The sequence below is a fragment of the Billgrantia ethanolica genome (assembly GCF_021404305.1).
In the GTDB taxonomy this organism is placed as follows: Bacteria; Pseudomonadota; Gammaproteobacteria; order Pseudomonadales; family Halomonadaceae; genus Halomonas; species Halomonas ethanolica.
The window spans coordinates 37817-63961 of the sequence record NZ_JABFTX010000001.1; the positions used below are offsets into that span (position 1 = coordinate 37817).

Sequence of the window (26145 nt, forward strand, 5' to 3'; positions counted from 1 at the left end):
CGAAAAGGTACTCATGATGCTCGAAGTCAAGGATCTGCACGTCAAGGTGGAAGGCAAGAACATCCTCAAGGGCCTCACCCTGACCATCAACGCCGGAGAAGTGCATGCCATCATGGGCCCCAACGGGGCCGGCAAGTCGACCCTCTCGGCGGTGATCGCGGGCAAGGACGGCTATGAGGTGACCCAGGGCTCGATCACCTTCGAGGGCCGGGACGTGCTGGAGATGGAGGTCGAGGAGCGCGCCCAGGCGGGCCTGCTGCTGGGCTTCCAGTACCCGGTGGAGATCCCCGGCGTGAAGAACATCTACCTGCTCAAGGCGGCGCTCAACGCCCAGCGCGAAGCTCGCGGCGAGGGCGAGGTCCCGGCGCCAGAGTTCATGAAGCTGGTCAAGGAGAAGCTGGCGCAGATGAAGATGGATGCCAGCTTCCTGCAGCGCGCTGTCAACGAGGGCTTCTCCGGCGGCGAGAAGAAGCGCAACGAGATCCTTCAGATGCTGGTGCTGCAGCCCAAGCTGGCCATGCTCGATGAGATCGACTCCGGCCTCGACATCGACGCCATGCGCGTGGTGGCTGACGGTGTCAACTCCCTGCGCGATGAGAAGCGCGCCATTCTGCTGGTGACCCACTATCAGCGTCTGCTCGACTACATCGTACCCGACCGCGTGCACGTGCTGGTTGACGGCCGCATCGCCAAGAGTGGTGATGCCGAGCTGGCCAAGGAGCTGGAATCCCGCGGTTACGATTGGGTCGTGGAGGAGTCCGCCGCATGAGTGACGTCAGCAGCGAAGTGACGACTTTTCTCGTGCGCCTCGAGGAGCGCAGCGCCGCGCGCCGCGCCGCCCAGGGGGCGGAGCCGACCTGGATCGCCGCCCGGCGTCAGGCCGGAGCGGCCCGCTTCGAGGCGCTTGGCTTTCCCACTCGTCGCGACGAGGCGTGGAAGTACACCGACGTGCGCGCCATCGCCCGGGGCGATTTCGTGCTGAGCGACAGCGCCGAGTTCTCGCCGACCTCGGCCGCGGCGATCACGCTGCCCATCGAGGCACACCGGCTGACCTTTGTCGACGGCGTGTTCTCGGCGGCGCTCTCCGATCTGGGTGAGCTGCCCAGCGGGGTGGCGGTGCTGCCGCTTTCCCAGGCGCTGGCCGAGAATCACGAGGCGGTGGGCGGCCCGTTGGGGCGCCTGACCGGCGTCGAGTTCTCGCCGTTCTCGGCGCTCAACACCGCATTCATGGAGGAGGGCGCGGTGGTGCGTCTGGCGCCGGGCAGCGTGGTGGAGAAGCCGATCCTGCTGCAATTCCTGTCCCGGGCCAACGCCGCGCCGGTGATGAGCCATCCGCGCATCCTGGTCGAAGCCGGCGCGCGCAGCCAGGCCACGCTGATCGAGCATCACGTCGGCGAGAGCGAGGCGGCCAACTTTACCAATCTGGTGGCCGAGCTGATGCTCGACCGCGGGGCGATCCTGACCCACTACAAGCTGCAGGAGGCACCGCTGGCCGATCTGCACGTGGCCAGCATCCACGTCGAGCAGAACCGCGACAGCCGCTACACCTCGTTCAACCTTAACCTGGGCGGCGGGCTGGTACGCAACGACCTGATCGGCGAGCTCAACGGCGAGGGGGCCGAGGCCAACTTCTACGGGCTGTTCTACGGTCAGGGGCGTCAGCACATCGACAACCACACCCTGGCCAACCACAACGCCCCGCGTACCTTCTCCAACGAGAACTACAAGGGCATCCTCGACGACCGTGCCCGCGGCGTGTTCAACGGCAAGGTAGTGGTCAAGCGCGACAGCCAGAAGATCGAGGGTTTCCAGAGCAACGCCAACCTGCTGCTCTCCGACCGCGCCGAGATCGACGCCAAGCCCGAGCTGGAGATCTACGCCGACGACGTCAAGTGTTCCCACGGCACCACCACCGGGCAGCTCGACGAAGAGGCAGTCTACGCGCTGCGCACCCGCGGCATCGACGAGCAGACCGCCCGTGGCCTGCTGACCCTGGCCTTCGCCGGCGAGGTGATGGAACTGGTCGATCTGGATGCTATCGCCGAGCGGGTGGAGCTGGCAGTAGCCGGCAAGCTGCCGGAGCGTTTCAACCTGGCCGGGCTGGTGGAAGCCGCCGTGGCCCTGCACGACGAGTAAGCGAGGAGAGAGCGATGAATCACCTGGCCACCGAGCACGAGCTCGACACTCCGGCCCTCGACGTGGCCGGGATTCGCGCCCAGTTCCCGATCCTCGAACGGCAGGTGCACGGCCGGCCGCTGATCTACTTCGACAATGCCGCCACCAGCCAGACGCCGCTGGCGGTAATCGAGACGTTTCGCGACTACTACAGCCGCTACAACGCCAACATTCATCGGGGCCTGCATACCCTGGCCGACGAGGCGACGGCGGCCTATGAAGCCACCCGCGAGACGGTACGCAGCTTTCTGAATGCCGCCGACCGCCGCGAGATCGTCTTCACCCGCGGTACCACCGAGGCGATCAACCTGGTGGCCAACAGCTGGGGCCGGGCCAACCTAAAGGCCGGCGACGAGGTGCTGGTGTCGCTGCTGGAGCACCACTCCAACATAGTTCCGTGGCAGCTGCTAGCTACTCAGTTGGGCATCGTGGTCAAGGTGATTCCGGTGGACGAGCGCGGCGTGCTCGACCTCGATGCCTACCGTGCGCTCTTCACTGAGCGCACCCGGCTGGTGGCGGTCAATCACGTTTCCAACGCCTTCGGCACCGTCAATCCGGTGGCCGAGATGGCGACCATCGCCCATGAGCACGGTGCCCTGATCCTGGTCGACGGCGCTCAGGCCACGCCGCACCAGACGGTGGACGTGCGCGCCATCGATGCCGACTTCTACGCCTTTTCCGGGCATAAGGTCTACGGGCCCACGGGGGCCGGGACGCTCTACGGCAAGGCGGCGCTGCTCGAGGCGATGCCACCTTGGCAGGGCGGCGGCGAGATGATCAAGAGCGTCTCCTTCGATGTACCGACCACCTTCGCTGACGTACCGCATAAGTTCGAGGCGGGCACGCCGGCCATCGCCGAGGTGATCGCCCTGGGCGTGGCGCTGGAGTGGGTGCGCGATGTGGGGCTCGATGCCATCGGCGCCTGGGAGGCAAGACTGCTAGAGCGGGCCACGGCAGCAGTGTCGCGCATCGACGGGCTGCGCATTCTCGGTACCGCGCCGCACAAGGCCGGCGTGCTCTCCTTCGTCGTCGACGGCGCGCACTCCCAGGACATCGCCCTGCTGATCGATCAGCTCGGGGTGGCGATCCGTACCGGCAATCACTGTGCTCAGCCATTGCTGGCGCACTTCGGCGTGACGGCGACCTGTCGGGCTTCGTTTGCCGCCTACAATACGCTGGAGGAGGTCGATGTATTTGCCGACGCCCTGGAGCGTGTCATCGGAATGGTGCGCTGAGCATGACCAGCATCGAACAGATCGCCAGCCTGCAGAAAGGCCAGAAGCTGCCGCTGCAGCGCGACGTGGATGTCATCTCGATTCCCTTCGGCAAGACCATCTCGCTGCCCGAGGATAGCGAGGTCACGGTCATGCAGGCCAAGGGTAGCTCGGTCAGCGTCGGCTTCGAGGGCAGGCTCTATCTGATCGAAGGCAGCAACCTCGATGCCCTGGGCCTCGAGCCGCTGCCGCGACCGACCCTGCCCGAGGATGCCGGCGACGAGGAGATCGAGCAGTTCGTCTGGGATCAGCTGCGGACCTGTTTTGACCCCGAGATTCCCGTCAACATCGTCGATCTGGGGCTGGTCTACGGCTGCCGCATCGAACGGCTGATCAGCGGCGAGCGCATCGTCACCATTCGCATGACCCTGACCGCACCCGGCTGCGGCATGGGCGACGTGATTGCAGCCGATGCGCGCAACAAGATCCTCGGTGCCCCGCAAATCAGCCGGGTGCATACGGAAATCGTCTTCGATCCGCCCTGGAGCCGTGAGATGATGAGCGATGAGGCCAAGCTGGAACTCGGCATGTTCTAGCGGCTGGCCCTCGCTATTGACGAGGGCCTCTATCTCCTCGACCGGTGACGGTGAATGCAGGCGCTGCTGTGGAAAACCTTCAAGCTCCTTCTGATGACGCTCGGCGCCGTGCTGCTGCTGGCAGCGCTGCTGTTCGTCTCTGCCAACCTCTGGGTGTTGGGCAAGACCCACTCGCGCATCGAGCATGAGCTGCCGCTGTGCGGCCCGGAGCGTGTCGGCATCGTCTTCGGCACCTCGAGCTGGACCCGTAGCGGCGTGCGCAATCCGCATTTCGATGCGCGCATGAACGCCGCTGCCCGGCTGCTGCGGCTGGGCCGGGTCGAGCATCTGCTGCTCTCCGGCGACAACCGTACCCGCCAGTACAATGAACCGATCAGCATGTGGCGCGACCTGCGCCGACAGTACGTGCGCGACGAGGACATGACCCTCGATTACGCCGGGTTCAGCACTTTCGATACCCTGGCGCGGGCGCGTGACGTGTTCGGCGTCGAGCAGGCACTGCTCGTCACCCAGTCGTGGCATCTGCCCCGGGCGCTGTTCATTGCCGATGCGCTGGGGCTCGAAGTGCGCGGCTGCAGTGCGCCTTCACGCCCGGTGGCAGGGCTCTGGCGGTTGCAGGCGAGGGAGTGGATGGCGCGTGCCGCCACTGTGGGTGATCTGTACGTATGGGGACGTGAGCCGTACTTCCTGGGGCCGCTGGAGCCGCTGCAGATCGTCCCGCCGACCTGGCGCCAACTGCTGGATCTCGAGCCCGATCTGGACTTCGATTTCGAGTAGCGGCCCTCTGGGATCAGCGGCGACGCTCTTTCTGCAGCCGGTAGAGTTCGCGGATCAGCGCCCGGCACTCCTTCCAGCACTGCTCCACGACCGGCTCGAGGGGATTCGGTAGGGGGTGGGTATAAAGCGTCGCCAGGGCCTGCATCAGCACGCGCTCTTGCTCGAGCAGCTCACCGATGACGACCTGGCTCTCGTTGCCGACGAAGCTCTTCAGGCGGCTCCACAGCCACATGTAGTCATCGCGCTCGACATCGGCATCGCGCGGGAGCAGCTTGAGGTGCCGTCTGGCCAGCTCACGGAGCTTCTGCAGAGCCTTGGCGCGGGCCTCGTAATGCGGCTTGAGCGTTTCACGCAGGGAAGGGCGCAGGCGCTCGAGATTGTCCTGGAAATAGTCGATGCTGTCGGCCAGCGCTTCCAATACGCTGTCCATCGCCACTTGGCGATTGTCGAGAAACATGAGCGGTCACCTCCTCCGGTGACGCAGATTGTGGCGGGGGAAACACTGTTTTGCTACCCCCGCAGGCGAAATAAGTAGCCTTTCTACAAAAACAGGCGCTTTTCTCGCAATTACCCTTTGGGCTTGGGCGGTGCCTTGCGCGAGGCGCTGGCATTCTTCTCGATGTGCTCGATGATCAGCCCGGCGATGTCCTTGCCTGTAGCCGTCTCGATTCCCTGCAGCCCCGGCGAGGAGTTGACCTCCATGATCACCGGGCCATGGTGAGCGCGGAGCAGATCGACGCCGGCGACCCTCAGGCCCATGGCCTTGGCTGCACGGATGGCGGTGGAGCGCTCCTCCGGGGTGATGCGAATCAGGCTGGCCGTGCCGCCGCGATGCAGGTTGGAGCGGAATTCGCCTTCGGCCGCCTGGCGCTTCATCGAGGCGACCACCTTGTCGCCGATGACGAAGCAACGGATGTCGGCGCCGCGGGCCTCCTTGATGTACTCCTGCACCATGATGTTGGCCTTCATGCCCATGAAGGCCTGGATCACCGACTCGGCAGCCTGGTTGGTCTCGGCCAACACCACGCCGATGCCCTGGGTGCCCTCCAGCAGCTTGATGACCAGCGGCGCCCCTTTGACCATGGTGATCAGGTCGGGAATGTCGTCCGGCGAGTGGGCGAAGCCGGTGATCGGCAAACCCAGGCCCTTGCGCGAAAGCAGCTGAAGCGAGCGCAGCTTGTCCCGCGAGCGCGTGATGGCGACCGAGTCGTTGAGAACGTAGGTCCCCATCATCTCGAATTGGCGCAGCACGGCACATCCGTAAAAAGTCACAGACGCCCCGATACGCGGGATCACCGCATCGAAACGCTCGATCTCCGCCCCCTTGTAGTGGATCGAAGGATGGTGCGCGGCAATGCTCATGTAGCAGCGCAAGGTATCGATCACCCGCACCTTGTGGCCGCGCTGTTCGGCGGCCTCCACAAGGCGTCGCGTGGAGTAGAGATTGCGATTGCGTGACAGCAGCGCGATGTGCATCTTGGGCTCCGGGCGTATGGCCGAGTGGGTCAGGGTTCGCCGTGCATGAAGGTGACACCTGGTGCCACCAGCAGTCGGCGCAGGGCACGTCGGCCCAGCAGCATGGGGTAGCGCATGTCACTGCGATCGGTCAGGGTAAGTTCCACCATCATTTCGAGCTCGCCAAGCTGCATCGGCGTACGAATCACGTAGCGCCACTCCTTGTGACCGTTTGAACTCGTCACCCGCCGGCGATCGTGTAGGTGGGTACGGTGCGGGTGCGGTGGCGACTCCAGCCCACCGCTGCGCGTCGTGAAGCTGACCCAGAGATGGCCTTCTTCCTCGAAGATTTCGATATCTTCCGCATGCAGCGCCGAGGTATAGGCACCGGTATCGATCTTGGCGCAAACCGTCATGCCGATGGTCGGCAGGGTCGCCATCTCGAGGCGGCCGATGACGGCCTTCGGAGTATAGGGCAGTTCCTTCATGACATTTATGTTCCGCTATCCATACTCAATGGCCCAGCTCGGCCAGACGCTGGCCGATGGGGGTTTCCCGCTGCGATTCGCGCAGCACCATCAGCACGGGCAGGCGCAGACGGGGAATCAGTGCCAGGTCGCGCGCGGCAGAGGCGAAGTCGGCGCCTGGCTGCTGCGCCAGCCGCTCGAGGAAACGTGGCAGCCGCTCGCCGTGTTCCAGGTGGTTCCAGCCCCGTGCGGCAATGGCGGCCAGCAGGTCCGGGCCGCAGGCCGCGGGGTCGTCCAGCAGGGCGTCGTACCAGGCACCGGCCAGCGCCGGGCTCGCGCCACCCACGGCGCGCACGCAGGCGCACAGGGTTTCCACATCGCCGGCTTGCGCGGCCTGCTCGCCCCGGTGTTGCAGCGCGGTGGCAAGCTCATCGGCAATGGCCACGTGTTCGAGGCAATAGCACAGCGACACCAGTACCTCATTGGGCAACTGCGGCAGCGAATCGATCAACGCCTGGGTCGATTCGCTGTCCAGGCGGACGACGAAGTCGGCCAGTCCCTGCAAACCGAGAAACTGCCAATCTACCGGCTGTTGGCCGCTGAGATAGGCTTCCACCGGCTCCAGGTGGGGGCTCGCCGGCTTGTCGAGATCGTAGGTGGCACGTGCATGCAGCATGGCCTGAAAGGGCAGCGAAGGGGTGAAGGCCAGCGGATTGTCGTGCATCAGGTTGTCGATTTGCCCCTGCTGTTCGGGCTCACGACCGGCGCGCTCCACGTTGCGCCCCAGGGTGACCAGCAGGCGCTGCAGGAAGGCATCCCGCGGTGCCGCTACCAGTTGCCCTTGCTCGTCCAGCGGCAGCGCCAGAAACCAGATCAGCGGATCGGCAAGGTCGCCTAGACGAAAGACGATGCCCAGGCGCGCCTGACCCTGCCAGGGCAGCGGCCAGGCGGCTCCATCGTCCTCCAGGCTTGCCAGGGTCGCCATGGAGCACGGTTCGACCCGGCGCCCCATGTGATAGAGATGGACATCGGCCCCGGTGCGGAGGAAAAAATCGTGAAGCGAATGAATCGGCTGCATATCGGCTCCCTTTTGAGCGTGCACTCTACCGTGGAGACCGGTCAGTTGTCAGCCACTCTCCGAGCAGATGGCAAGGGCGTTGGTCAATTTATGACCAGGCCTGGCGGCCCCCCGGTTTCTCTGCTATGCAGCTTCCTTTCCAAAGCTTATCCACAGCCTCTTGCAGCGAATCTGTGAACAGTCCGCCGGGGTCCTGGCCATAAGGTGGGGCCGGCGGGATATAATGAAGGTACATTCGTTCCAGGTATTTCGACATGACGGTCCACGATGAGCTCGATGTGGCCTTGCGCCGCCTCGAAGCCACGATGAAAGCCACCAATATGTGGCGCATGAGTGCTCCGACGCCCGAGGCGTACGAGAGCCAGCAACCCTTCTGCATCGACACCATGGACCTGCCGCAGTGGCTGCGCTTCGTGTTCATCGCCAGACTCGATGCACTGATCGAAGCGGAAGCACCGATGCCGGAGAAGTGCGATGTAGCGCCGGTGCTGGAGACCTACCTGACGCAGCAGGGAGCGCGCGCCAACGACCGCCTGCTGCTGTGCAAGGCGGTGGAAGAGATCGACCGGTTGGTCACGGAGAATTGAGCCGAAACGCAACGGGCCCGCCAACCGGCGGGCCCGTTGCGTGAGCGTACCCTTAGAAGCGGTAGCTGATGCCGGCCATGAAGACCCAGGGGTCGATGCTGACCTTGCCCAGGTCGTTGCCGTCCAGGCTGACGTCGGTATCGATGTCGATGTACCAGGCCGCAGCGTTGAGGCCCCAGTTGTCGTGCAGGCGCACGTCGAGTCCCAGCTGGCCTGCCAGACCCCAGGAGCTGTCGAGTTCCAGATTGCCGAGCTCGCTCTTCTCGCTGAAGAAATGCGTGTAGTTGAGGCCGATGCCGGCATAGGGCTGGAGCTGCGAGCCGGTACCGCCCAGCGGGTAATACTGCACGGTCAACGTCGGCGGCAGATGCTTGGTGGAAGCCGTGGGCAGGGCGCCGTCAGCCAGTCGGATATCGTGCTTGAACGGCAGCGCCGCCAGCAGCTCGACGCCGAAGTTGTCGTGGAACAGGTAGCCCAAGGTGAAGCCCAGGTTGGTGTCGCTGCGAACGTCGACGTCGATGGTGTCGCCCGCCAGGCTGCCGTTGTCGCTCTTGGGGTCGACATGGGCAACGCCCACGCGGGTGATGAAATCGCCCTGGTTGTAGGCGAGTGCCTGGCTGCTGGCCAGCAGTGCGGTAGCGACGAGGCCGGTAGTGACGAGCGTGGGAAGGACGTGCATGCGCATGGTCGACTCCTGTCGTTTCAAAGGGGCAGTTGTGAAGCTGCCGTTCAATGAAGGAAGTCTACTCAGCGGCTGCGGGTCGATTCTTGATCCAGGGCAATGGTTGCGATTGAAACAAAAATAGGCATTTATAATGCTTCTTAAGAATTGGTGACCAACAAGAACGCCGGGCCAAGGGGCCCGGCGTTCGTGGTACTGCGTTGCCTTGCTCAGAAGCGGAAGGTTACGCCGCCGCCGATGGTCATCGGGTCCACTTTAGCGGTGCCGATGGCATCGCCGTCGGAGGAGAGGCGCGCATCGACATCGGCATAGTTGGCAAAGCCGTTGAGCATGAAGTTGTCGGTGATGGCCAGATCGATCCCCACCTGGCCTACGGCGCCGTAGGAGCGACGGGCATCGATGCCCTCGGGCTCGCCGGAGAAGCGGGTGTAGTTGAGGCCAGCGCCCACGTAGGGCTGCACTCGGGAGTCGAAGCCGCCCAGCGGGTAGTAGTTGACCAGCAGGTTCACCGGCATGCGGTCGATAGTGCCGAGGTCGGCGCCACCCAGGGCGACGTCATGCTCGAACTTCTCGGAGCTGTTCAGCTCGATACCGATGTTGTCGGTGAACAGGTAGCCGGCGCCGAAGGTGAAGCCCCGTGCCGTGCTGATATCTACATCCTGCCCCAGCACTTCTCCATTGTCTGAGCGCACGTCCGACTGAGCGACGCCGCCACGCACAAAGGCGTCGCCGGCGCTGTAGGCCAGGGCTGCCTGGCTGGCGAAGGTGCAGCCGGCAGCGAGAGCTACTACGGGAATCAAGCGAATCGGTTTCATAACAGCGTCCTCCAGTTTTCACTCGAGCCGGAGTCCCGGCAGTGTTGAACGCCTCCAACTATACGAACACTGTTTCTAAAAGTCTTGTTTAAATTTGTTATGGCACTGATTGGCTTGATTGATTGTCGTAATGCCAAGGCTCTCTAATTTTACGAGCGCGCATATGCTGGCGAAGGTAGGCGAGTTGTACAATTATTGCTGTGCTGCATCATGGCGAGACAGAGCACTTGCAGCTAAGCCTTGAATAGGAAAAGCAGGAGGCAGACGATGCGAGTCGAGGTACAGGATCCCCCCATCTGGCTCAATCTCGGCGCGATGCTGTTGGCTGCGGCGCTTGCGCTGTGGTTGCTCGTGCAGCCTGAACTCATCAGCGGACTGCCCATGGCGCTGAGGCTGCCCGCCATTGCGCTGGGCGTATGGTCCTTGGGAGCGGCATTCATGCAACCGTTGGGGCTGGAGCTGCGGCGCTACTGGCAACGCCGAGCCACCAGCCCGCCGATCAGTCTGGCGGCGCTGGCTGCCTTCATGCTGCTGGTGATCGTGCGTGCGCTGTGGCTGGCATGAGGGGTTGCTCGAGCAAGAACGTGAAAGCCGCCCGAGGGCGGCTTTCGTCTGCAGTGAGCTACTGCCTGCCGATCATGCTTCCTCGAAGGTGTCGAAGTCGGCGGTGACACGCAGGTCGGGCTCTTCCGTGGCCAGGCTCGCCACCACGATGGCGATGTAGGCCAGGATCACGCCCGGCACGATTTCGTAGAGATCGAAGATGCCGCCGGACAGCTCGGCCCAGACCACCACGGTCACGCCGCCGGTCACGATACCGGCCAGAGCCCCCCACTTGTTCATGCGGCGCCAGTAGAGCGACATGATCAGCGCCGGGCCGAAGGCGGCACCGAAGCCGGCCCAGGCGTAGGCGACCAGGTCGAGCACGGTGGCATCGGGGTTGAGCGCCAGCAGGTAGGCGACGATGGCGATGGCGATGACGGCGAAGCGTCCCACCCACACCAGCTCGGTCTGGCTGGCATCCTTGCGGAAGATCGCCTTGTAGAAGTCGTCGGTCAGCGCCGAGGAGGAGACCAGCAGCTGCGAGTCGGCGGTGGACATGATCGCGGCCAGGATGGCGGCGAGCAGGATGCCGGCGATCACCGGGTGGAAGATCAGATTGACCATCACCATGAACACGGTCTCGCCGTCGGCCAGGTCACGCTGCACGAAGCCGACACCCAGCAGGCCTACGGCCACCGAGCTGATCAGGGCGATGGCGGTCCAGGTCACGGCGATGCGGCGTGCGGCGGGGATGTCGCGGTCGCTGCGAATGGCGGCAAAGCGCGCCAGGATGTGCGGCTGGCCGAAATAGCCCAGGCCCCAGGCCAGCGAGCTGACGATGCCGATGAAGGTCAGCGCCTCGCCGGTGGAGGCGTCGCGGAACCAGGCCAGCATATAGGCGCTCTCGTCGGCGAGTGCCGCGGCGGCGCCGGCGGTACCGCCCAGGTCGCCGAAGGCGATGATCGGCACGATGGCCAGAGCTGCCGCCATCATCAGACCCTGGATCAGGTCGGTCCAGGAGACCGCCAGGAAGCCGCCGAAGAAGGTGTAGGAGATCACCGCGATGGTGCCGATGGTGACGGCCAGCGTGTAGTCGTAGCCGAACACCGTCTCGAACAGCCGTCCGCCGGCGACCAGGCCGGAGCTGGTATAGAAGAGGAAGAACAGCAGAATGAAGATCGCCGAGATCACCCGCAGCAGCTGCGACTTGTCGCGGAAGCGATTGGCGAAGTATTCGGGCAGCGTCAGGGCATCGCTGACCTTGAAGCTGTAGAGGCGCAGGCGGCGCGCCACGATCAGCCAGTTGAGCCAGGTACCGACCAGCAGGCCCACGGCGATCCAGCTGGCGGAGATACCGCTCACGTAGGCCGCGCCCGGCAGGCCGAGCAGCAGCCAGCCCGACATGTCGGAGGCGCCGGCGGAAATCGCCGAGGTCCAGGGCCCCAGCGAGCGCCCGCCAAGGATGTAGTCGGAAAGATTGGTCGTACGCTTGTAGGCGACGATACCGATGCCAAGCATCAACAAGAGGTACACCACGAAGGTGAATCCGATAGCCATGTTGTTCTGAACCATGAGGGGTTCCTTCAAATGTTGTTGTGGTCAATGACGAGTGCGGTCACTCGTCTCCCAGCGCAAGCAGTGACGCGTTACCGCCCAGCGCGGCGGTATTGACGGTCACGGTCTTCTCCGTGGCGAAACGCAGCAGGTAGTGCGGTCCGCCCGCCTTGGGGCCGGTACCGGAGAGCCCCTGTCCGCCGAACGGTTGCACACCCACGACGGCGCCGATGATATTCCGGTTGATGTACACATTTCCAACACGAATCTTCTGTGCGACGAGCTGTGCAAAGGATTCATTGCGGCTGTGAACGCCGAAGGTCAACCCATATCCCCTGGCATTGATCGAATCGAGCACCTGCTCGATCTCGCTGGCCTTGTAGCGCACGACATGCAGCACCGGGCCGAACTGTTCCCGCTCGAGGGCATCGATGGCGTCGATGCTGAACGCCACCGGCGGTACGAAGGTGCCATGGGCGGTATGTGCCGGATCCAGGCGGGTTTCGGCCAGCAGGCGTCCCTCGCCCTTGAGCTGCTCGATATGCGCAAGCAGATTCTTGCGTGCATCCTCGTCGATCACCGGGCCCACGTCGGTGCCCAGGTCGCGGGGATCACCGACGTGCAGCTCGTCCATGGCGCCGCGCAGGATCTCGATGACCCGATCGGCCACGTCTTCCTGCAGGTAGAGCACGCGCAGCGCACTGCAGCGCTGGCCGGCGCTCTGGTATGCCGACTGGATCACGTCGGCTACGACCTGCTCCGGCAGGGCGGTGGAGTCGACGATCAGCGCATTCATGCCGCCGGTCTCGGCGACCAGCGCCGGCAGCGGGGCGTTCTCGCGAGCGGCCAGCGCGCGGTTGATGATCTGCGCGGTGTCGGTGCCGCCGGTGAAGGCCACCCCGGTGATGCGCGGGTCGGAGGTGAGTACGCTGCCCACGGTGGGGCCGTCGCCCGGTAGCAGCTGCACCACGTCGCGCGGCATGCCGGCCTCGTGGAGCAGCTCGATGACACGGTGAGCCACGATGGAGGTCTGCTCGGCGGGCTTGGCCAGCACGCTATTGCCGGCCACGGCAGCGGCCACTACCTGACCGCAGAAGATCGCGACCGGGAAATTCCACGGGCTGATGGCGGCGAACACGCCCTTGCCACTCAGCATCAGGCGGTTCGACTCGCCGGTGGGACCGGGCAGCTCGAGCGGCTCGCCGAACTGCTCCTCGGCGCGCATGGCGTAGTAGCGGCAGAAATCCACCGCTTCACGAATTTCATCGACGCCGTCGGTGAGCAGCTTGCCGCCCTCGCGGGAGCACAGCGTCATCAACTCGGCCAGGTTCTCCTCCATCAGGTCGCCCAGGCGGCGAATGATGGCGGCACGCTCGGCGACCGGCGTGGCTTCCCAGCGCGGGAACGCGGCCCAGGCGGCATCCACCGCTCGTGCGGCCTGGTCGCGGCTGGTCCACTGCACGCTGCCGACCCGCTGACGGCGGTCGTAGGGACTGAACACCTCGTGCACGTTGCCCGCGATGCGTTCCACGTCGAAGGCCAGCAGCGGCCCGACCTCATAGCTGCGCTCCATGAAGCCCGACATGGCCTTCACCAGCGGTTCGTAATGGCTGCGCACGTTGAGGTTGACTCCCCTTGAGTTGCGCCGTTTTTCGCCGTAGATGTCCTTCGGCAGCGGAATTCGTGGATTGGAGAAAGTGTGGTACTGGCTCAGCGTCTCCACCGGGTGCACGCAGAGGGTTTCCACTGGCACCTTGGGATCGACCAACTGATGCACGAACGAGGAGTTGGCGCCATTCTCCAGCAGTCGGCGCACCAGATAGGGCAGCAGATCCTTGTGTGCCCCTACCGGCGCGTAGATGCGGCAGTAGGTGCCCTTGGGGGCGCGCTTGAGGGCCACATCGTAGAGCGCCTCGCCCATGCCGTGCAGACGCTGGAACTCGAACGGCCGGGTCGCTTCGTCGGCCATTTCTAGGATGGTGCTGATGGTGTGGGCGTTATGTGTCGCGAACTGGGGGAAGATGCGGTCGCGGGTCTGGGCGGAGAGCAGGAAGCGGGCGCAGACCAGATAAGCCACGTCGGTGCAGGCCTTGCGGGTATAGACCGGATAGCCCTCGACGCCGAGCTGCTGCGACTCCTTGATCTCGCTGTCCCAATAGGCGCCCTTGACCAGACGTACCGGAATCTCGTCACCCTGGCGGTCGGCCAGGCGGTTGAGATAGTGCAGCACCGGCAGGGCGCGCTTGGAGTAGGCCTGCACCACCAAACCGAAGTGACCCCAGCCCTTGCAGGCTTCGCTCTCGTAGACGGCGCGGAACACTTCCAGCGACAGTTCCAGGCGATCCACTTCCTCGGCGTCGATGGTCAACGCCACGTCACGCTCGCGGGCCATGGTCACCAGCTCGCGTACGCTGCCTACCAGCTCGCGCAGGATCTGCTCGCGACGACCGAACTCGTAGCGCGGGTGCAGTGCCGAGAGCTTGATCGACACGGAAGGTGCCGGGGTGCGCTCGGTGAGCTTGGTGCTGGTCAAGCCGACCTGCCGAATGGCCTTGGCATAGTCGTCGAAGTAGCGCTTGGCGTCGGCCCGCGTGCGCGCCGCTTCGCCCAGCATGTCGTAGGAGTAGGTGTAGCCCTTGTCGAACAGCGGACGGGAGCGCTTCAGCGCCTCGTCGATGTCGCGACCGAGCACGAACTGCTTGCCCATGATCTTCATCGCCTCGTACATGGCGCGGCGGATCACCGGCTCGCCCATGCGATTGACCAGACGGTTGATGAAGCCCGAAGGCTTGCCGTCGCGAGGCTTGTCGAGGGTGACCACGTGGCCGGTCATCAGTAGCCCCCAGGTGGAGGCATTGACTAGCCAGGAGTCGCTCTGTCCGACATGGGCCTTCCAGTCGGCGGGGCCGAGCTTGTCCTCGATCAGCGCGTCGGCCGTGGCCGTGTCGGGAATGCGCAGCATGGCTTCGGCCAGGCACATCAGCATCAGCCCTTCATGGGTATCGAGGCTGTACTGCTGCAGCAGCTGATCGATCGTATCGACGGCGGTATCCATGTCGCGGACTTCGCGCACGAGCTCGGCGGTCTTGCCGGCGATGCGCCGGAAATCCTCGGGATCGGCGCTGAGTACGCTAACCAGCTCCTTGACGTAGGTCTCTTCGTCCACGACGTAATGTTCGCTGATACGCGAGAACAGGCTATCGAGATCCTGCTGCCAGGTGGCAGCATTCAGCATGGTTTCGGCATTGAGCATAGGAGTCCCCCGGGTATCCACCCGTTCCAGAACGGCAAAACGCCATGTGCGTGGCGCTCTGCCCGAACATGGGTGTGTCTTCCTTGACTGTAGGGCCGGTTGAACGGGGCTGCTTGCCAAAAACCGGGAAGGATTTATGAATTTCGCGGCACAATGCCGCAGTGCCATTGAAATCTAGACTTAAGTCGTATGCTGTAATCGGTTGGTAACGTCGGTGGGGGAAGGGCGTTCCAGAACGGCGCGTCGGATCTGGCTCGGCGGGCAGCCGAAAGCACTGCGAAACGCATGCGACAGCGCACTCTGGTGGGCAAAGCCGGTACTCACCGCGATCTGTGACAGTGGCATACGACTCTCCTCGAGTAGCCGGCGGGCGGCCTCCAGGCGCCGTCGACGCACGTACTGCCATGGCGACAGGCCGGTTTGTTCACGGAAACAGCTGCTGAAGTGGGCTTCGCTGAGGCAGGCCTGCCCGGCAAGGTCGGCCACGGAGATCGGTGCCGCCAGATGTCGGTCGATGAAGCGGTCGAGCTTGGCAAGGTTCAGGCGGCGCTTGGCTGGTGGCGACGTTTCTCCACCGAGCCTGGCGTGCAGGCAGCCAAGAAAGGTCGCGGCCAGGCGGTCGCTCTGTGCCGAGCTCAACCCGTCCTGGCTATCGCCCTGCTCGAGCAGCAGGAAGTCGAGATAGTGCTGGAGTGGCTTGTCCAGGGCGAAGAAGCGCGGCGCGTCGAACAGGCGCGACAGCTCATGGTGATAGCCGGTGAGCGACGGGGCATCGGCCGGAAGGTCGAGAATGAGCTGGCGGTTCTTGCCCTGGCCAACATAGTAGTGAACGTGATTGGCAGGCACGATGCAGCCGGAAAGAGCCGAGATGGCGCCACCCAGGCCCTCGATTTCGAACTCCGCCCGGCCCTGCAGGCCGATCACGATCTGGTGAAAATCATGGGAGTGGTGCTGAGTGGCGGTATCGAGCGGAATCTGACGTATGACGCTGGACATGAGGGCCTCCCGCATGTGGCTGTCATGAAAGAGCTTACCACATCAATGTTCTATCAACGCTACGGTTCGTTGCGTTGCCTTTCACGCAGTCTCAGGTGGGCAGCAAGGTGGTTGCGTAGGGCCGTCAGCTCTGCCTGGCCCGTCTTGTCGAGCAGAGACTTGCCCTGAGCCACTTGCCAGGGGCGGCCGTGCTCTTGCATCAAATGCTGGGCACGCCGTCTCACGCCGTCGAGATAGTCGTCGTGACGAATCGGATAGTGGATCACGACGTTCCACTCGGTCTCTCCGACCTGGTTGGCGAGTGCCTTGTCGAACAGCTCCAGCAGCTGTTCCGGCTCGGTGCGATAGCGGGGCGTACGGGAAAAGAGAAGTACCATCACCATGCCGCCGATGATGAACAAGCAAACGGCAAAGATGAGCAGGAAGAGAGCCATTCGAGCCACGCTGATGAGTTTAGAGCGGACCTGTGGCGGCGAGGCATCGGGTGTGCTGCCAAGGCCGTCGGAGATGGCATCGCCCTTGCCGCTGACATGCAGTATCACTCGCTTGCAAGACAACGAGCGTTCGTACCCGCTGCGTTGCCGTCAGCAGGTGTACAAATTGTACCGCCCAGCATGAAAGCATGGCAAACCGACCGGTCAGCAATCTCTCAGGCGATCGCTTGGCGTGACTATTGTTATCGAGAGTACGCAACCTGTGTTATCGAGAGTACGCAACCTGTCACTGGGGATTCGTGGGTACAGGAGAGGAAAAATCGGGGCAACTCGGAAGGGGAATGCGTTGCCCCAGCATGGCGGAGCGGTACCGGTGGGGCCTGGCAGAAGGGGACGTGGTGGACAGGACTTGCCGGCAGACGGAGTGTTAGTCTAGTAGGGCAATGTTCGGTCAGGAGAAAGGCATGAAGGCATGGCGTCGATCCTGTATAAGCCTGGTGGCGGCGGTGTGGCTGGCAGGTTGTGGCGGCGATGGCAATGGTGCTCCGGCGGAGGAGGAGACCGAACTCGAACAGCCGGCAGACGCTGCCCAGCCGGTGGAAGAACCGGTCGAGGTGGAGCCGCTGGCGGTCGAAATCCACGCCTCGGCTACCCTGCGTAGCGACAGACGTTTGATGATCGATGGCGAGACCAATCTGCCTGACGAGACGCGGTTGCTGGTGATAGTGGAGCGCGAATTGAGTGGTGTGCGCTGGCAGTCGCGCACCGTGGTCGAAGACGGTAGTTTTGCCACAGGCCCCTTTGGTCCCGGTAGCGGCCTGCCGGATGGTGGCTACCTCATCACCGTCAATCTGGTGGAGGCCAGTGTGCAGCCGCCTGCCGTGCGTGAGCGAATCGGCGAGCAGGGAGAACACCTGGAAGGGGCGCTGGTCAGAAGTGCCCGACATGGACTGGGGCAGGTGGCCAGCTATTCGAGGCGCTATCTGATCGGCAGCGAGCCCCGCCGGACTACCGACCAGGTCGATGTGCTCGAAGTGGAGTGACGGTTAGAGTGGCGCCGCTCAGGCGCCTTCCATTCGCCAGCGGGCCAGTAGCCTCCCCACGATTTTCTCTGAGGCTTCCAGCGGGGTCGACAAGGCCTCGGTCTGATGCTCGCTACGGCACACTGGCTCACCGTTTTCACTGAGCTCCAGCTGGCCGATATACAAGCCGCCGGCACCTTCGATCAGATAGTGCCCCGGTCGGTCGCAGCTTTCGGTTGGGCCAAAGGCGGCAAGGTCGCCATTCTCGAGATAATCGAAACGCTCTCCTGGTGCGGGGGTGACGAGATAGCACTCACCGTCCCAACTTACGTCATTCAGAATCTCCCGAGATAATGCCATACGATTCGAGCTGGCAGCCTGCCAAGGCACTGGCGGCTGGCCGCGAAGGTAGAGGGGATTCGTCACGAGCTGCGCCTCCCCTTCGAGCAGTTGCCCCAGGGTGCAGCCAAGAGCATCTGCCAGCGCTACCAGCCGCTCATGTCCGATCTGCTTGATCGCACCCGACTCCCAATACGAGATCGTGACATCCGATACGCCGACCTTCCTGGCAAGTGCAGCCTTGTTGAGATTTGCCTGCAATCTTAATTGCTTGATTCTATTGCCCAGTGAGTCCATTTCATCAACCTGAAGACCGAGGAGCCAAAGGATGTTGATTGTCAATGACCTGGGTTAAGTGTGCAAATTTGGCGGTTCAACGTTTTACACACCATACCTGGTCGTGTCGGCAGCGATAGTGGCGCCGATCGTGTGGCTGGTGATGCCTGGCGGAAGCAGGTGGCCAGTGCGGCTGCCCCTGTCGTTCCAGGTGCGTATAATGCCGCCATGAGTTTTCCCGACTGGATAAGGACGACATGACCGTACGTACTCGTATTGCGCCGTCACCCACCGGTGATCCCCACGTAGGCACCGCTTACATCGCGCTGTTCAACCTCTGCTTTGCACGGCAGCATGGCGGACAGTTCATCCTGCGCATCGAGGATACGGATCGGGTGCGCTCCACGCTCGAGTCCGAGCAGATGATTCTCGATTCACTGCGCTGGCTGGGGCTCGAATGGGACGAGGGGCCCGACGTGGGCGGGCCGCATGGTCCGTATCGCCAGAGCGAGCGGGGTGATATCTATGCCGAACATGCGCGCCAGTTGATCGAAGCTGGGCATGCTTTCAAGTGCTATCGCACCAGTGAAGAGCTGGACGAGCTGAGGGAGGCGCGCAGGGAGGCCGGCATGCATCTGGCGCTCAAGCCTGGCGATCTGGCGCTGCCGGAGGAAGAGGTGGCGCGTCGCGAACGGGAAGGGTGGCCGTACGTGGTGCGCATGAAGGTGCCCGGCAGTGGTACCTGCGTCATCGATGATATGTTGCGTGGCGCCATCGAGGTCGACTGGGCGCAGGTCGATGCTCAGGTGCTGTTGAAGTCGGATGGCATGCCCACCTACCACCTGGCCAACGTGGTGGATGATCATCTGATGGGCATCACCCATGTGCTGCGCGGCGAGGAGTGGATCAATTCGGCGCCCAAGCATCAGTTACTGTATGAGTACTTCGGTTGGGAAATGCCGGTGCTGTGCCACATGCCGCTGCTGCGCAACCCCGACAAGTCAAAGCTTTCCAAGCGCAAGAACCCCACCTCCATCAACTACTACAAGCGCATGGGCTTCCTGCCTCAGGCGGTAATCAACTACCTGGGACGTATGGGCTGGTCGATGCCGGACGAGCGCGAGAAGTTCTCGCTCGACGAGATGATGGCGCACTTCGACATCCAACGTGTGTCGCTCGGTGGGCCGGTGTTCGATCTGGAAAAGCTCACCTGGCTCAATGGGCTCTACATTCGCGAGGACCTCGACGACAGCGCATTTCTCAAGGCGCTCATGGAGTGGGCCTTCAACGAAGAATACGTCGGTCATATCCTGCCCCAGGTACGTACTCGGGTGGAGACGCTCTCCCAGGTTGCTCCGTTGGCCGGGCACTTCTTCAGCGGCTTGCCGAACGTCGGCGAGGATGACTTCGAGGGCGTCAAGCTGGAGCGCGAGGAGCTCCTCAGGTTGCTGCAGTTCCTTGTCTGGCGCTTCGAGGCGGTACCGGCCTGGCACAAGGAGACGCTGCTCGCCGAAGTCAAGCTGCTGGCCGGGCACTTCGAACTCAAGATGAAGGATTTCCTGGCTCCCGTGTTCATCGCCATCACCGGCTCTGCGGCTAGCACCTCGGTGATGGACGCCATGGCCATCCTCGGCTCCGACGTGACCCGGGCACGGCTGCGCCATGCCATCGAGGTGCTGGGGGGGGTGTCCAAGAAGCAGGCCAAGCGCTTCGAGAAGGAGTACCGCGACCTGCAATAAAGAAGGAAAGCGCCCATTTCCGTCGTGAGCGATGATAGGCTGGTCGCTGCCGGAGCGCAGCTCCCGGGGTGTAGCCTGCTACATGAGGAGAGTGAGCACCGCCGGCGGCCGGATTATCGAGCGCAGCAGGGAATTGGTGTTTTCCTACTTGACGAAGGCGAGGGGAATCAGTACTATACGCCCCGTCTTCACGGCACTTGTGGGGCCTTAGCTCAGCTGGGAGAGCGCGACACTGGCAGTGTCGAGGTCAGCGGTTCGATCCCGCTAGGCTCCACCAAACATCTTGTGCCGATACGTGAGCGACATTGCGTCCCATTCGTCTAGTGGTCCAGGACACCGCCCTTTCACGGCGGGAACAGGGGTTCGAACCCCCTATGGGACGCCACTTCTCTCTTGTGGATCGCGGTCCACATCGTTTTGCCTAATCCGTATTCACCGCAAACGCCGTGAGATCGATTCTCATATAGGTGTGTTGTTCTGCGTGGAAAACCCATTGAAGTTGCCGTTTTTTCAGCTTTTCCCGCTTGACTTGTCCACTTGTGCAGTGTTCGGGGCGTGCGCCTGTGCGTAAATCCCCGGATTGACTGCTGGCGAGTGTGCAGCTGCAAAAATTCAACAATTTCAACTAGTTATCATTGGTTAAAAAATAGCCAATCTAACTGCAAGCCCCTTCTCATGCCGATTTGATGGTGTTTTCTTGAGGTTGTGAACAGGGTTATCCACAGAATGTGTGGAAAACGTGCCGGCCCTGGCAATGGCTGGATTTGCTCCGTGTAAAGTGGCGTCTGTCAAGACAAGGTTGACCCTTTTCTGATGCTTTCCGCTGAGAGGCGTCGCGAGTAGGCGACGCCTCTCAGCGTGTAACTTGCGTGAGGTGGATCAGTGGCCATGCCCGCGCAGGCGGCGCAGCAGCGAAGAGGTGTCCCAGCGGCCACCGCCCATTACCTGAACGTCACCATAGAACTGGTCCACGAGCGCGGTGACTGGTAGGCGGGCCTGCAGTCGTCGTGCTTGTTCGAGACAGATACCCAGATCCTTGCGCATCCAGTCGACGGCGAAGCCGTGCTCGTACTCATCGGCGATCATGGTCTTGTGGCGGTTCTCCATCTGCCAGGAGCCGGCGGCGCCCTTGGAGATCACATCGATCACTTGCTGTTGATCGAGTCCGGCCCGTTCGGCAAAGTGCAGCCCCTCTGCCAGGCCCTGCACCAGCCCGGCGATGCAGATCTGGTTGACCATCTTGGTCAGCTGCCCACTGCCGGCCGGTCCCATCAGGCTGATGGCACGCGCATAGTGGTCAAGCACGGGGCGAGCGCATTCGTAGTCCGCCTGCTGGCCGCCGCACATGATGGTCAGCACGCCGTTCTCGGCGCCTTGCTGGCCGCCCGACACCGGCGCATCGATGAAGCCGATGCTGCGTGCGCGACAGGCGGCGTCGAGCTCCTGGGCGAGATCGGCGGAGGCCGTGGTGTGGTCGACCAGCAGGCTGCCTGCTCGCATACCGGAAAGGGCTCCCTGTTCGCCGGTAGTGACCTGTCTGACGTCGTTGTCATTGCCGACACACACCAGCACGAGATCAGCCCCCTGGGCGGCTTCCGCGGGCGTGGCGTGATGGCTGCCGCCGAACTGTTCTGCCCAGGCCTTGGCCTTGGCCTCGCTGCGGTTGTAGACGCGCACGGTGAGCCCTGCACGAGCCAGATGGCCGGCCATGGGGTAGCCCATCACGCCCAGGCCGATGAAGGCGACGGTGGATATCTGCTCTTGCATATGCGGTTCCCTCTCTTCTTGGTGGCAGCATGGAGCCGGGTGTGGCTCGCTGGCATGTGAAGCGCGAGACGCAGAAAGCCGCCCGTAGGCGGCTTTCCAGTACGTTGCGGCCTGGGCCGCGCTCTGCCGACTTACTTGGCAGGATAGTCGCGCTGCGGGTGGCCGGTGTAGAGCTGGCGCGGGCGGCCGATCTTGTAGTCGTTGGATAGCATCTCGTGCCAGTGGGAGATCCAGCCGATGGTGCGCGACACGGCGAAGATCACCGTGAACATGTTGGTCGGGATGCCCATGGCCTTGAGGATGATGCCCGAGTAGAAATCGACGTTGGGGTAGAGCTTGCGCTCCACGAAGTATTCGTCCTCGAGCGCGATCTGCTCCAGACGCTTGGCGATCTTGAGCTGAGGGTCGTCGATGCCGAGTTGGGCCAGTACTTCGTCGCAGGTTTCCTTCATCACCTTGGCGCGCGGATCGAAGTTGCGATACACGCGGTGGCCGAAGCCCATCAGCTTGAACGGGTCATCCTTGTCCTTGGCCTTGTCGATGAAGCGCTGGATGTTCTCTTCGGAATCGTCGCCGATCTCGTCGAGCATCTTCAGCACCGCCTCGTTGGCGCCGCCGTGAGCCGGACCCCACAGTGCGGCAATGCCGGCGCTGATGCAGGCGAACGGGTTGGCGCCGGTAGAGCCGGCCAGGCGCACCGTGGAGGTGGAGGCGTTCTGCTCATGGTCGGCATGGAGCATGAAGATGCGGTCCATGGCCTTGGCGTAGACCGGGTTGACCTTGTACTCCTCGCACGGGTTGCTGAACATCATGTAGAGGAAGTTCTCTGCATAGCTCAGGTCGTTGCGCGGGTAGTTGAACGGTTGGCCGACGTTGTACTTGTAGGACATCGCAGCAATGGTCGGCATCTTGGCGATCAGGCGGATCGCACTGATGACGCGGTCTTCCTCGACGGTGATGTCCATATGGTCGTGGTAAAAGGCCGCCAGTCCGCCAACCACACCGCACAGGATCGACATCGGGTGGGCGTCGCGACGGAAGCCTTTGAAGAAGTTGTTGATCTGGTCGTGGACCATGGTGTGGTTGCGTACCCGCGACTCGAAGTCGGCGTACTGCTCGTCGGTCGGCAGTTCGCCGAACAGCAGGGCGTAACACACCTCGACGAAGTTGGACTCATTGGCCAGCTGGTCGATCGGATAGCCGCGATGCAGAAGAACGCCCTTGGCTCCATCGATATAGGTGATGGCCGACTGGCATGAGGAGGTCGCCATGAAGCCGGGATCGTAGGTGAACAGGCCTTCGGCGCCCAGACCACGAACATCGACCACGTCAGGGCCCAGGGTTCCTGAGTAGACGGGCAGCTCGATCGCTTTTTCCAGGCCGTCTACCGTCAGTGTCGCTTTCCTGTCAGCCATTCTGGCCTCCTCTCGAAGTCGATTTGGAACGTTAACTCATTATTTCGCAAACCCTGTTGGAGCCGTGGCCTGCGAAAAAGGTCAGCCCACTATAGAAGCGTTCCCGGGATTGTCAATTAGGCCAAAGCGACCGCATAGTTGTGCATGATGGGCTTGGATAGATAGTCCTTGTATAGAAAATGGTGCTTTGCACCACGATGGCGCCCTTGGGCCGCCGGTTGCGGCGTGAGGAGCCTGCTTCTGCTTGCCATCCCTGGCATGACGAGCTTGAACCATGGTCGAGTTAGCGCGGTGGGTATTTGTCACTAGGAGTTCATATCCCTATAATCCACACCGCGCGACTGGCAGGTACTCGTTGTCATGCCCGTCCCGGCAGCGGCGAGCCCCCTACCTCAAACCACCGCCCGCTCGAGCCTGGTCCCATCGGTTGAAGAGCGAGCCAAGAGAGTGTGTATAGAGCCGTGAATAGCAAACGACCCGTCAACCTAGACCTCACCACGATACAGTTCCCACTTCCCGCCTTGACGTCGATCGCCCACCGCATCACCGGCGTAATCCTGTTCGTTGGCCTCATCTTCGCTTTCTGGGCCCTCGACAAGTCGCTGTCGTCTCCGGAAGGCTTCCTCGCCGTGCGTGATACCCTGGCCAACAACATCCTGGCCAAGCTGATCGCCTGGGGGCTGCTGTCGGCCCTGGCCTTTCACTTCGTTGCCGGCATCAAGCACATGCTGATGGATGCCGGATATGGCGTGACCCTCGAGGGGGGCGTGAAGAAGGCACAGGCCACCGTGGTCATCAGTGCCGTCCTGATCATTCTGGCGGGAGTCTGGGTATGGTAACCAACATCACCAATCTGGGTCGCAGCGGCCTGTCCGACTGGCTGATCCAGCGGGTCTCCGCCGTCATACTGGCGCTCTACACGGTATTCATCGTCGCGTATCTGCTGTTCAACCCCGGGCTCGATTACGTTACCTGGAGCAGCCTGTTTGCCCAGACCTGGATGCGGATCTTCTCCCTGCTGGCCTTCATCTCGCTCGCCGCGCACGCCTGGGTAGGGTTGTGGACCGTGACCACCGATTACCTCAAGTCCACGCCCGTTCGCCTCGGCGCCCAGGTCGTCATCATCCTGGCCGTGTTCGTATTCCTGGTCTGGGGCATTACCGTTCTGTGGGGAGCCTGATTCATGTCTAACATGCGTACCTTGTCTTTCGACGCCATCATCATCGGCGGTGGCGGCTCCGGCTTGCGCGCAGCGCTCGAGCTGGCCAAGTCCGGCAAGAAGACCGCCGTGCTGTCAAAGGTCTTCCCGACCCGTTCGCACACCGTGTCCGCCCAGGGCGGCATCACCTGTGCCATCGCCTCGGCCGACCCCAACGATGACTGGCGCTGGCACATGTACGACACCGTCAAGGGCGGCGACTACATCACCGATCAGGACGCTGCCGAGTACATGTGCTCCGAGGGCCCCAAGGCGGTCTTCGAGCTCGAACACATGGGCCTGCCTTTCTCGCGCTTCGACAACGGCCGCATCTACCAGCGTCCGTTCGGTGGTCAGTCCAAGAACTTCGGTGAAGGTGGCCAGGCGGCACGTACCTGTGCCGCGGCCGACCGTACCGGCCATGCCCTGCTGCACACCCTCTACCAGAACAACCTGAAGAACAACACCACCTTCCTCAACGAGTGGTTTGCGGTCGATCTGGTCAAGAATGCCAACGGTGACGTGGTGGGTTGCATCGCCATGTGCATCGAGACCGGCGAAGTGGTGCACGTCAAGTCCAAGGCCACCGTCATGGCCACCGGCGGTGCGGGTCGCATCTATGCTTCCACCACCAATGCCCTGATCAACACCGGTGACGGCATCGGCATGGCGCTGCGCGCCGGCTTCCCGATGCAGGACATGGAGATGTGGCAGTTCCACCCCACCGGCATCTATGGCGCCGGCGTGCTGGTCACCGAGGGCTGCCGCGGTGAAGGTGGCTATCTGGTCAACAAGGACGGCGAGCGCTTCATGGAGCGCTACGCGCCCAACGCCAAGGACCTCGCCGGTCGCGACGTGGTGGCACGCTCCATGGTCATGGAGATCCTCGAAGGGCGCGGCTGCGGTGAGAAGGGCGATCACGTATTCCTCAAGCTCGACCACCTGGGCGAGGAGGTGCTCAACAAGCGCCTGCCCGGTATCAGTGAGCTGTCAAAGATCTTCGCCCACGCCGATCCGGTCAAGGCGCCGATCCCGGTGGTGCCGACCTGTCACTACATGATGGGCGGTATTCCGACCAACGTGCACGGTCAGGCGATCATGCAGGACGCCGACGGCAATGACCGCATCGTCAACGGCCTGTTCGCCTGTGGCGAAGCGGCCTGCGTCTCGGTCCACGGTGCCAACCGCCTGGGCGGCAACTCGCTGCTCGATCTGGTGGTGTTCGGTCGTGCGGCCGGCATGTTCATCGAGAGCGCGCTCAACGAGGGCATCGACTACCTCGACGCTTCCGAGTCCGACGTCGAGGCGGCCATGAAGCGCATGACCCGTTGGAACGAGTCCACCGGCGGCGAGTCCGTGGCAGCGCTCAAGACCGAGCTGCAGAGCATCATGCAGAACTCCTTCGGCGTGTTCCGTCAGGAAGATCACATGCAGGAAGGCGTCAAGAAGCTGGCCGATCTGCGCGGTCGTATCGGCGAAGCGCACCTGGTCGACAAGTCCGGCGCCTTCAACACCGCCCGCGTCGAGGCACTCGAGCTCGACAACCTGATGGAAGTGGCCGAGGCCACCGCCATCGCGGCCCTGGAGCGCAAGGAGAGCCGCGGTGCCCACTCGCGCTACGACTATCCGGATCGCGACGACGCCAACTGGCTGAAGCACTCCATGTACTTCCCGACCGAGAAGCGGGTCGGCAAGCGTGACGTCAACTTCAAGCCGAAGACCGTCGACACCTTCGAGCCGAAAGTCCGTACATATTAAGGGGG

The 26145-nt window shown here is 63.0% G+C and carries 25 protein-coding genes and 2 tRNA genes; 14 read left to right on the plus strand and 13 right to left on the minus strand.

From position 1 onward, the window contains the following. Positions 1-16: 16 nt before the first annotated feature. Genes sufC through HOP53_RS00220 form a run of 5 tightly spaced genes read left to right on the plus strand, consistent with a single transcriptional unit; the run spans position 17 to position 4762 of the window. On the plus strand, positions 17-769 hold the full coding sequence (gene sufC, locus HOP53_RS00200; RefSeq protein WP_234267978.1) for a Fe-S cluster assembly ATPase SufC: 753 nt from the start codon (positions 17-19) through the stop codon (positions 767-769). Beyond that, on the plus strand, positions 766-2136 hold the full coding sequence (gene sufD, locus HOP53_RS00205; protein ID WP_234267979.1) for a Fe-S cluster assembly protein SufD: 1371 nt from the start codon (positions 766-768) through the stop codon (positions 2134-2136). Before sufC ends, sufD begins: the two co-directional genes overlap by 4 nt. Before the next feature lie 14 nt (positions 2137-2150). Further along, a complete protein-coding gene (locus HOP53_RS00210; RefSeq protein ID WP_234267980.1) occupies positions 2151-3410 on the plus strand; it encodes an aminotransferase class V-fold PLP-dependent enzyme in 1260 nt (419 codons plus the stop codon). Positions 3411-3412: 2 nt separating this feature from the next. Further along, on the plus strand, positions 3413-3985 hold the full coding sequence (gene sufT / locus HOP53_RS00215) for a putative Fe-S cluster assembly protein SufT (protein ID WP_010627728.1): 573 nt from the start codon (positions 3413-3415) through the stop codon (positions 3983-3985). Positions 3986-4039: 54 nt separating this feature from the next. Further along, positions 4040-4762, plus strand: a complete 723-nt coding sequence (locus tag HOP53_RS00220) for a SanA/YdcF family protein (protein ID WP_234267983.1) — start codon at positions 4040-4042, stop codon at positions 4760-4762. A gap of 13 nt (positions 4763-4775) precedes the next feature. On the opposite strand, the gene HOP53_RS00225 is transcribed toward HOP53_RS00220, so the two are convergent. The 4 genes from HOP53_RS00225 to HOP53_RS00240 all read right to left on the minus strand — a co-directional run bounded on the left by HOP53_RS00225 (position 4776) and on the right by HOP53_RS00240 (position 7762). Beyond that, a complete protein-coding gene (locus tag HOP53_RS00225; RefSeq protein WP_010627730.1) occupies positions 4776-5219 on the minus strand; it encodes a hypothetical protein in 444 nt (147 codons plus the stop codon). A 110-nt stretch (positions 5220-5329) separates the two neighbouring features. Continuing rightward, positions 5330-6238 (minus strand): 30S ribosomal protein S6--L-glutamate ligase, encoded by a 909-nt coding sequence (gene rimK / locus HOP53_RS00230; RefSeq protein ID WP_234267984.1) that lies wholly within the window; start codon positions 6236-6238, stop codon positions 5330-5332. Between the two features lie 29 nt (positions 6239-6267). After that, positions 6268-6705 carry an ATP-dependent zinc protease family protein gene (locus tag HOP53_RS00235; protein ID WP_234267989.1) on the minus strand — a complete coding sequence of 146 codons (438 nt, stop codon included), beginning with the start codon at positions 6703-6705 and terminating at the stop codon, positions 6268-6270. A 25-nt stretch (positions 6706-6730) separates the two neighbouring features. Beyond that, positions 6731-7762, minus strand: a complete 1032-nt coding sequence (locus HOP53_RS00240) for a DUF3549 family protein (protein ID WP_234267990.1) — start codon at positions 7760-7762, stop codon at positions 6731-6733. 254 nt (positions 7763-8016) lie between these two features. Between HOP53_RS00240 and HOP53_RS00245 the strand changes: the two genes are divergently transcribed. After that, positions 8017-8349, plus strand: a complete 333-nt coding sequence (locus tag HOP53_RS00245; protein WP_234267991.1) for a YqcC family protein — start codon at positions 8017-8019, stop codon at positions 8347-8349. Positions 8350-8401: 52 nt separating this feature from the next. On the opposite strand, the gene HOP53_RS00250 is transcribed toward HOP53_RS00245, so the two are convergent. Together HOP53_RS00250 and HOP53_RS00255 are read right to left on the minus strand one after the other, a co-directional pair. Beyond that, a complete protein-coding gene (locus HOP53_RS00250; RefSeq protein WP_234267992.1) occupies positions 8402-9034 on the minus strand; it encodes an OmpW/AlkL family protein in 633 nt (210 codons plus the stop codon). 206 nt (positions 9035-9240) lie between these two features. Further along, positions 9241-9846: an OmpW/AlkL family protein gene (locus HOP53_RS00255; protein ID WP_234267994.1), complete on the minus strand. Its 606-nt coding sequence runs from the start codon at positions 9844-9846 to the stop codon at positions 9241-9243. Positions 9847-10113: 267 nt separating this feature from the next. On the opposite strand from HOP53_RS00255, the gene HOP53_RS00260 reads away from it, so the two are divergent. Further along, a complete protein-coding gene (locus HOP53_RS00260) occupies positions 10114-10410 on the plus strand; it encodes a hypothetical protein (protein WP_234267996.1) in 297 nt (98 codons plus the stop codon). A gap of 72 nt (positions 10411-10482) precedes the next feature. Here the strand turns inward: HOP53_RS00260 and putP are convergent, their stop codons facing one another. The 4 genes from putP to HOP53_RS00280 all read right to left on the minus strand — a co-directional run bounded on the left by putP (position 10483) and on the right by HOP53_RS00280 (position 16626). Next, on the minus strand, positions 10483-11961 hold the full coding sequence (gene putP / locus HOP53_RS00265; protein WP_234267998.1) for a sodium/proline symporter PutP: 1479 nt from the start codon (positions 11959-11961) through the stop codon (positions 10483-10485). Positions 11962-12004: 43 nt separating this feature from the next. After that, positions 12005-15196: a bifunctional proline dehydrogenase/L-glutamate gamma-semialdehyde dehydrogenase PutA gene (gene putA / locus HOP53_RS00270; RefSeq protein WP_234268000.1), complete on the minus strand. Its 3192-nt coding sequence runs from the start codon at positions 15194-15196 to the stop codon at positions 12005-12007. 180 nt (positions 15197-15376) lie between these two features. After that, positions 15377-16192, minus strand: a complete 816-nt coding sequence (locus tag HOP53_RS00275; protein WP_234268002.1) for a helix-turn-helix domain-containing protein — start codon at positions 16190-16192, stop codon at positions 15377-15379. Positions 16193-16251: 59 nt separating this feature from the next. Then, positions 16252-16626 (minus strand): hypothetical protein, encoded by a 375-nt coding sequence (locus HOP53_RS00280; RefSeq protein ID WP_234269667.1) that lies wholly within the window; start codon positions 16624-16626, stop codon positions 16252-16254. Between the two features lie 464 nt (positions 16627-17090). Here HOP53_RS00280 and HOP53_RS00285 point away from each other — a divergent pair, with 464 nt between their 5' ends. After that, entirely contained in the window at positions 17091-17669 is a 579-nt protein-coding gene (locus HOP53_RS00285) for a hypothetical protein (protein WP_234268003.1), read from the plus strand. Positions 17670-17687: 18 nt separating this feature from the next. Here HOP53_RS00285 and HOP53_RS00290 read toward each other — a convergent pair whose 3' ends face one another. Further along, complete coding sequence (locus HOP53_RS00290) at positions 17688-18284, minus strand: helix-turn-helix domain-containing protein (RefSeq protein ID WP_234268004.1); 597 nt, start codon at positions 18282-18284, stop codon at positions 17688-17690. A gap of 236 nt (positions 18285-18520) precedes the next feature. Between HOP53_RS00290 and gltX the strand changes: the two genes are divergently transcribed. The 3 genes from gltX to HOP53_RS00305 all read left to right on the plus strand — a co-directional run bounded on the left by gltX (position 18521) and on the right by HOP53_RS00305 (position 20387). Beyond that, positions 18521-20002, plus strand: coding sequence for a glutamate--tRNA ligase (gene gltX / locus HOP53_RS00295; protein WP_234268005.1), 1482 nt, complete (start codon positions 18521-18523; stop codon positions 20000-20002). A gap of 201 nt (positions 20003-20203) precedes the next feature. Continuing rightward, positions 20204-20279: transfer RNA gene (locus HOP53_RS00300), tRNA-Ala, on the plus strand. A gap of 32 nt (positions 20280-20311) precedes the next feature. After that, positions 20312-20387 (plus strand) — tRNA-Glu (locus tag HOP53_RS00305). Between the two features lie 494 nt (positions 20388-20881). Here HOP53_RS00305 and HOP53_RS00310 read toward each other — a convergent pair. Together HOP53_RS00310 and gltA are read right to left on the minus strand one after the other, a co-directional pair. After that, complete coding sequence (locus HOP53_RS00310) at positions 20882-21769, minus strand: NAD(P)-dependent oxidoreductase (protein WP_234268007.1); 888 nt, start codon at positions 21767-21769, stop codon at positions 20882-20884. Between the two features lie 131 nt (positions 21770-21900). Beyond that, complete coding sequence (gltA, locus tag HOP53_RS00315; protein ID WP_234268008.1) at positions 21901-23184, minus strand: citrate synthase; 1284 nt, start codon at positions 23182-23184, stop codon at positions 21901-21903. Positions 23185-23645: 461 nt separating this feature from the next. Here gltA and sdhC point away from each other — a divergent pair, with 461 nt between their 5' ends. From sdhC to sdhA, 3 genes are read left to right on the plus strand one after another with little or no spacing between them, the layout of a single operon-like run. Beyond that, positions 23646-24023, plus strand: coding sequence for a succinate dehydrogenase, cytochrome b556 subunit (gene sdhC, locus HOP53_RS00320; protein WP_026038040.1), 378 nt, complete (start codon positions 23646-23648; stop codon positions 24021-24023). Continuing rightward, on the plus strand, positions 24017-24364 hold the full coding sequence (gene sdhD, locus HOP53_RS00325) for a succinate dehydrogenase, hydrophobic membrane anchor protein (protein WP_234268010.1): 348 nt from the start codon (positions 24017-24019) through the stop codon (positions 24362-24364). Before sdhC ends, sdhD begins: the two co-directional genes overlap by 7 nt. A 3-nt stretch (positions 24365-24367) precedes the next feature. Further along, the gene (sdhA, locus tag HOP53_RS00330; protein ID WP_234268012.1) at positions 24368-26140 is read left to right on the plus strand and encodes a succinate dehydrogenase flavoprotein subunit; all 1773 of its coding nucleotides are present in this window, start codon (positions 24368-24370) and stop codon (positions 26138-26140) included. The last annotated feature ends 5 nt before the right edge of the window (positions 26141-26145 follow it).

What these genes read in the sequence shown, in the direction of transcription:
- HOP53_RS00235 (WP_234267989.1), bottom strand. Translation starts at nt 6,705, where the DNA reads ATGAAGGAACTGCCCTATACTCCGAAGGCCGTCATCGGCCGCCTCGAG.
- HOP53_RS00290 (WP_234268004.1), bottom strand. Translation starts at nt 18,284, where the DNA reads ATGGACTCACTGGGCAATAGAATCAAGCAATTAAGATTGCAGGCAAAT.
- HOP53_RS00245 (WP_234267991.1), top strand. Translation starts at nt 8,017, where the DNA reads ATGACGGTCCACGATGAGCTCGATGTGGCCTTGCGCCGCCTCGAAGCC.
- sufC (WP_234267978.1), top strand. Translation starts at nt 17, where the DNA reads ATGCTCGAAGTCAAGGATCTGCACGTCAAGGTGGAAGGCAAGAACATC.
- HOP53_RS00210 (WP_234267980.1), top strand. Translation starts at nt 2,151, where the DNA reads ATGAATCACCTGGCCACCGAGCACGAGCTCGACACTCCGGCCCTCGAC.
- HOP53_RS00275 (WP_234268002.1), bottom strand. Translation starts at nt 16,192, where the DNA reads ATGTCCAGCGTCATACGTCAGATTCCGCTCGATACCGCCACTCAGCAC.
- HOP53_RS00255 (WP_234267994.1), bottom strand. Translation starts at nt 9,846, where the DNA reads ATGAAACCGATTCGCTTGATTCCCGTAGTAGCTCTCGCTGCCGGCTGC.
- HOP53_RS00220 (WP_234267983.1), top strand. Translation starts at nt 4,040, where the DNA reads ATGCAGGCGCTGCTGTGGAAAACCTTCAAGCTCCTTCTGATGACGCTC.
- putA (WP_234268000.1), bottom strand. Translation starts at nt 15,196, where the DNA reads ATGCTCAATGCCGAAACCATGCTGAATGCTGCCACCTGGCAGCAGGAT.
- HOP53_RS00310 (WP_234268007.1), bottom strand. Translation starts at nt 21,769, where the DNA reads ATGCAAGAGCAGATATCCACCGTCGCCTTCATCGGCCTGGGCGTGATG.
- sufT (WP_010627728.1), top strand. Translation starts at nt 3,413, where the DNA reads ATGACCAGCATCGAACAGATCGCCAGCCTGCAGAAAGGCCAGAAGCTG.
- gltX (WP_234268005.1), top strand. Translation starts at nt 18,521, where the DNA reads ATGACCGTACGTACTCGTATTGCGCCGTCACCCACCGGTGATCCCCAC.
- gltA (WP_234268008.1), bottom strand. Translation starts at nt 23,184, where the DNA reads ATGGCTGACAGGAAAGCGACACTGACGGTAGACGGCCTGGAAAAAGCG.
- HOP53_RS00250 (WP_234267992.1), bottom strand. Translation starts at nt 9,034, where the DNA reads ATGCGCATGCACGTCCTTCCCACGCTCGTCACTACCGGCCTCGTCGCT.
- HOP53_RS00240 (WP_234267990.1), bottom strand. Translation starts at nt 7,762, where the DNA reads ATGCAGCCGATTCATTCGCTTCACGATTTTTTCCTCCGCACCGGGGCC.
- sufD (WP_234267979.1), top strand. Translation starts at nt 766, where the DNA reads ATGAGTGACGTCAGCAGCGAAGTGACGACTTTTCTCGTGCGCCTCGAG.
- HOP53_RS00260 (WP_234267996.1), top strand. Translation starts at nt 10,114, where the DNA reads ATGCGAGTCGAGGTACAGGATCCCCCCATCTGGCTCAATCTCGGCGCG.
- putP (WP_234267998.1), bottom strand. Translation starts at nt 11,961, where the DNA reads ATGGTTCAGAACAACATGGCTATCGGATTCACCTTCGTGGTGTACCTC.
- sdhD (WP_234268010.1), top strand. Translation starts at nt 24,017, where the DNA reads ATGGTAACCAACATCACCAATCTGGGTCGCAGCGGCCTGTCCGACTGG.
- HOP53_RS00225 (WP_010627730.1), bottom strand. Translation starts at nt 5,219, where the DNA reads ATGTTTCTCGACAATCGCCAAGTGGCGATGGACAGCGTATTGGAAGCG.
- sdhA (WP_234268012.1), top strand. Translation starts at nt 24,368, where the DNA reads ATGTCTAACATGCGTACCTTGTCTTTCGACGCCATCATCATCGGCGGT.
- HOP53_RS00285 (WP_234268003.1), top strand. Translation starts at nt 17,091, where the DNA reads ATGAAGGCATGGCGTCGATCCTGTATAAGCCTGGTGGCGGCGGTGTGG.
- rimK (WP_234267984.1), bottom strand. Translation starts at nt 6,238, where the DNA reads ATGCACATCGCGCTGCTGTCACGCAATCGCAATCTCTACTCCACGCGA.
- HOP53_RS00280 (WP_234269667.1), bottom strand. Translation starts at nt 16,626, where the DNA reads ATGGCTCTCTTCCTGCTCATCTTTGCCGTTTGCTTGTTCATCATCGGC.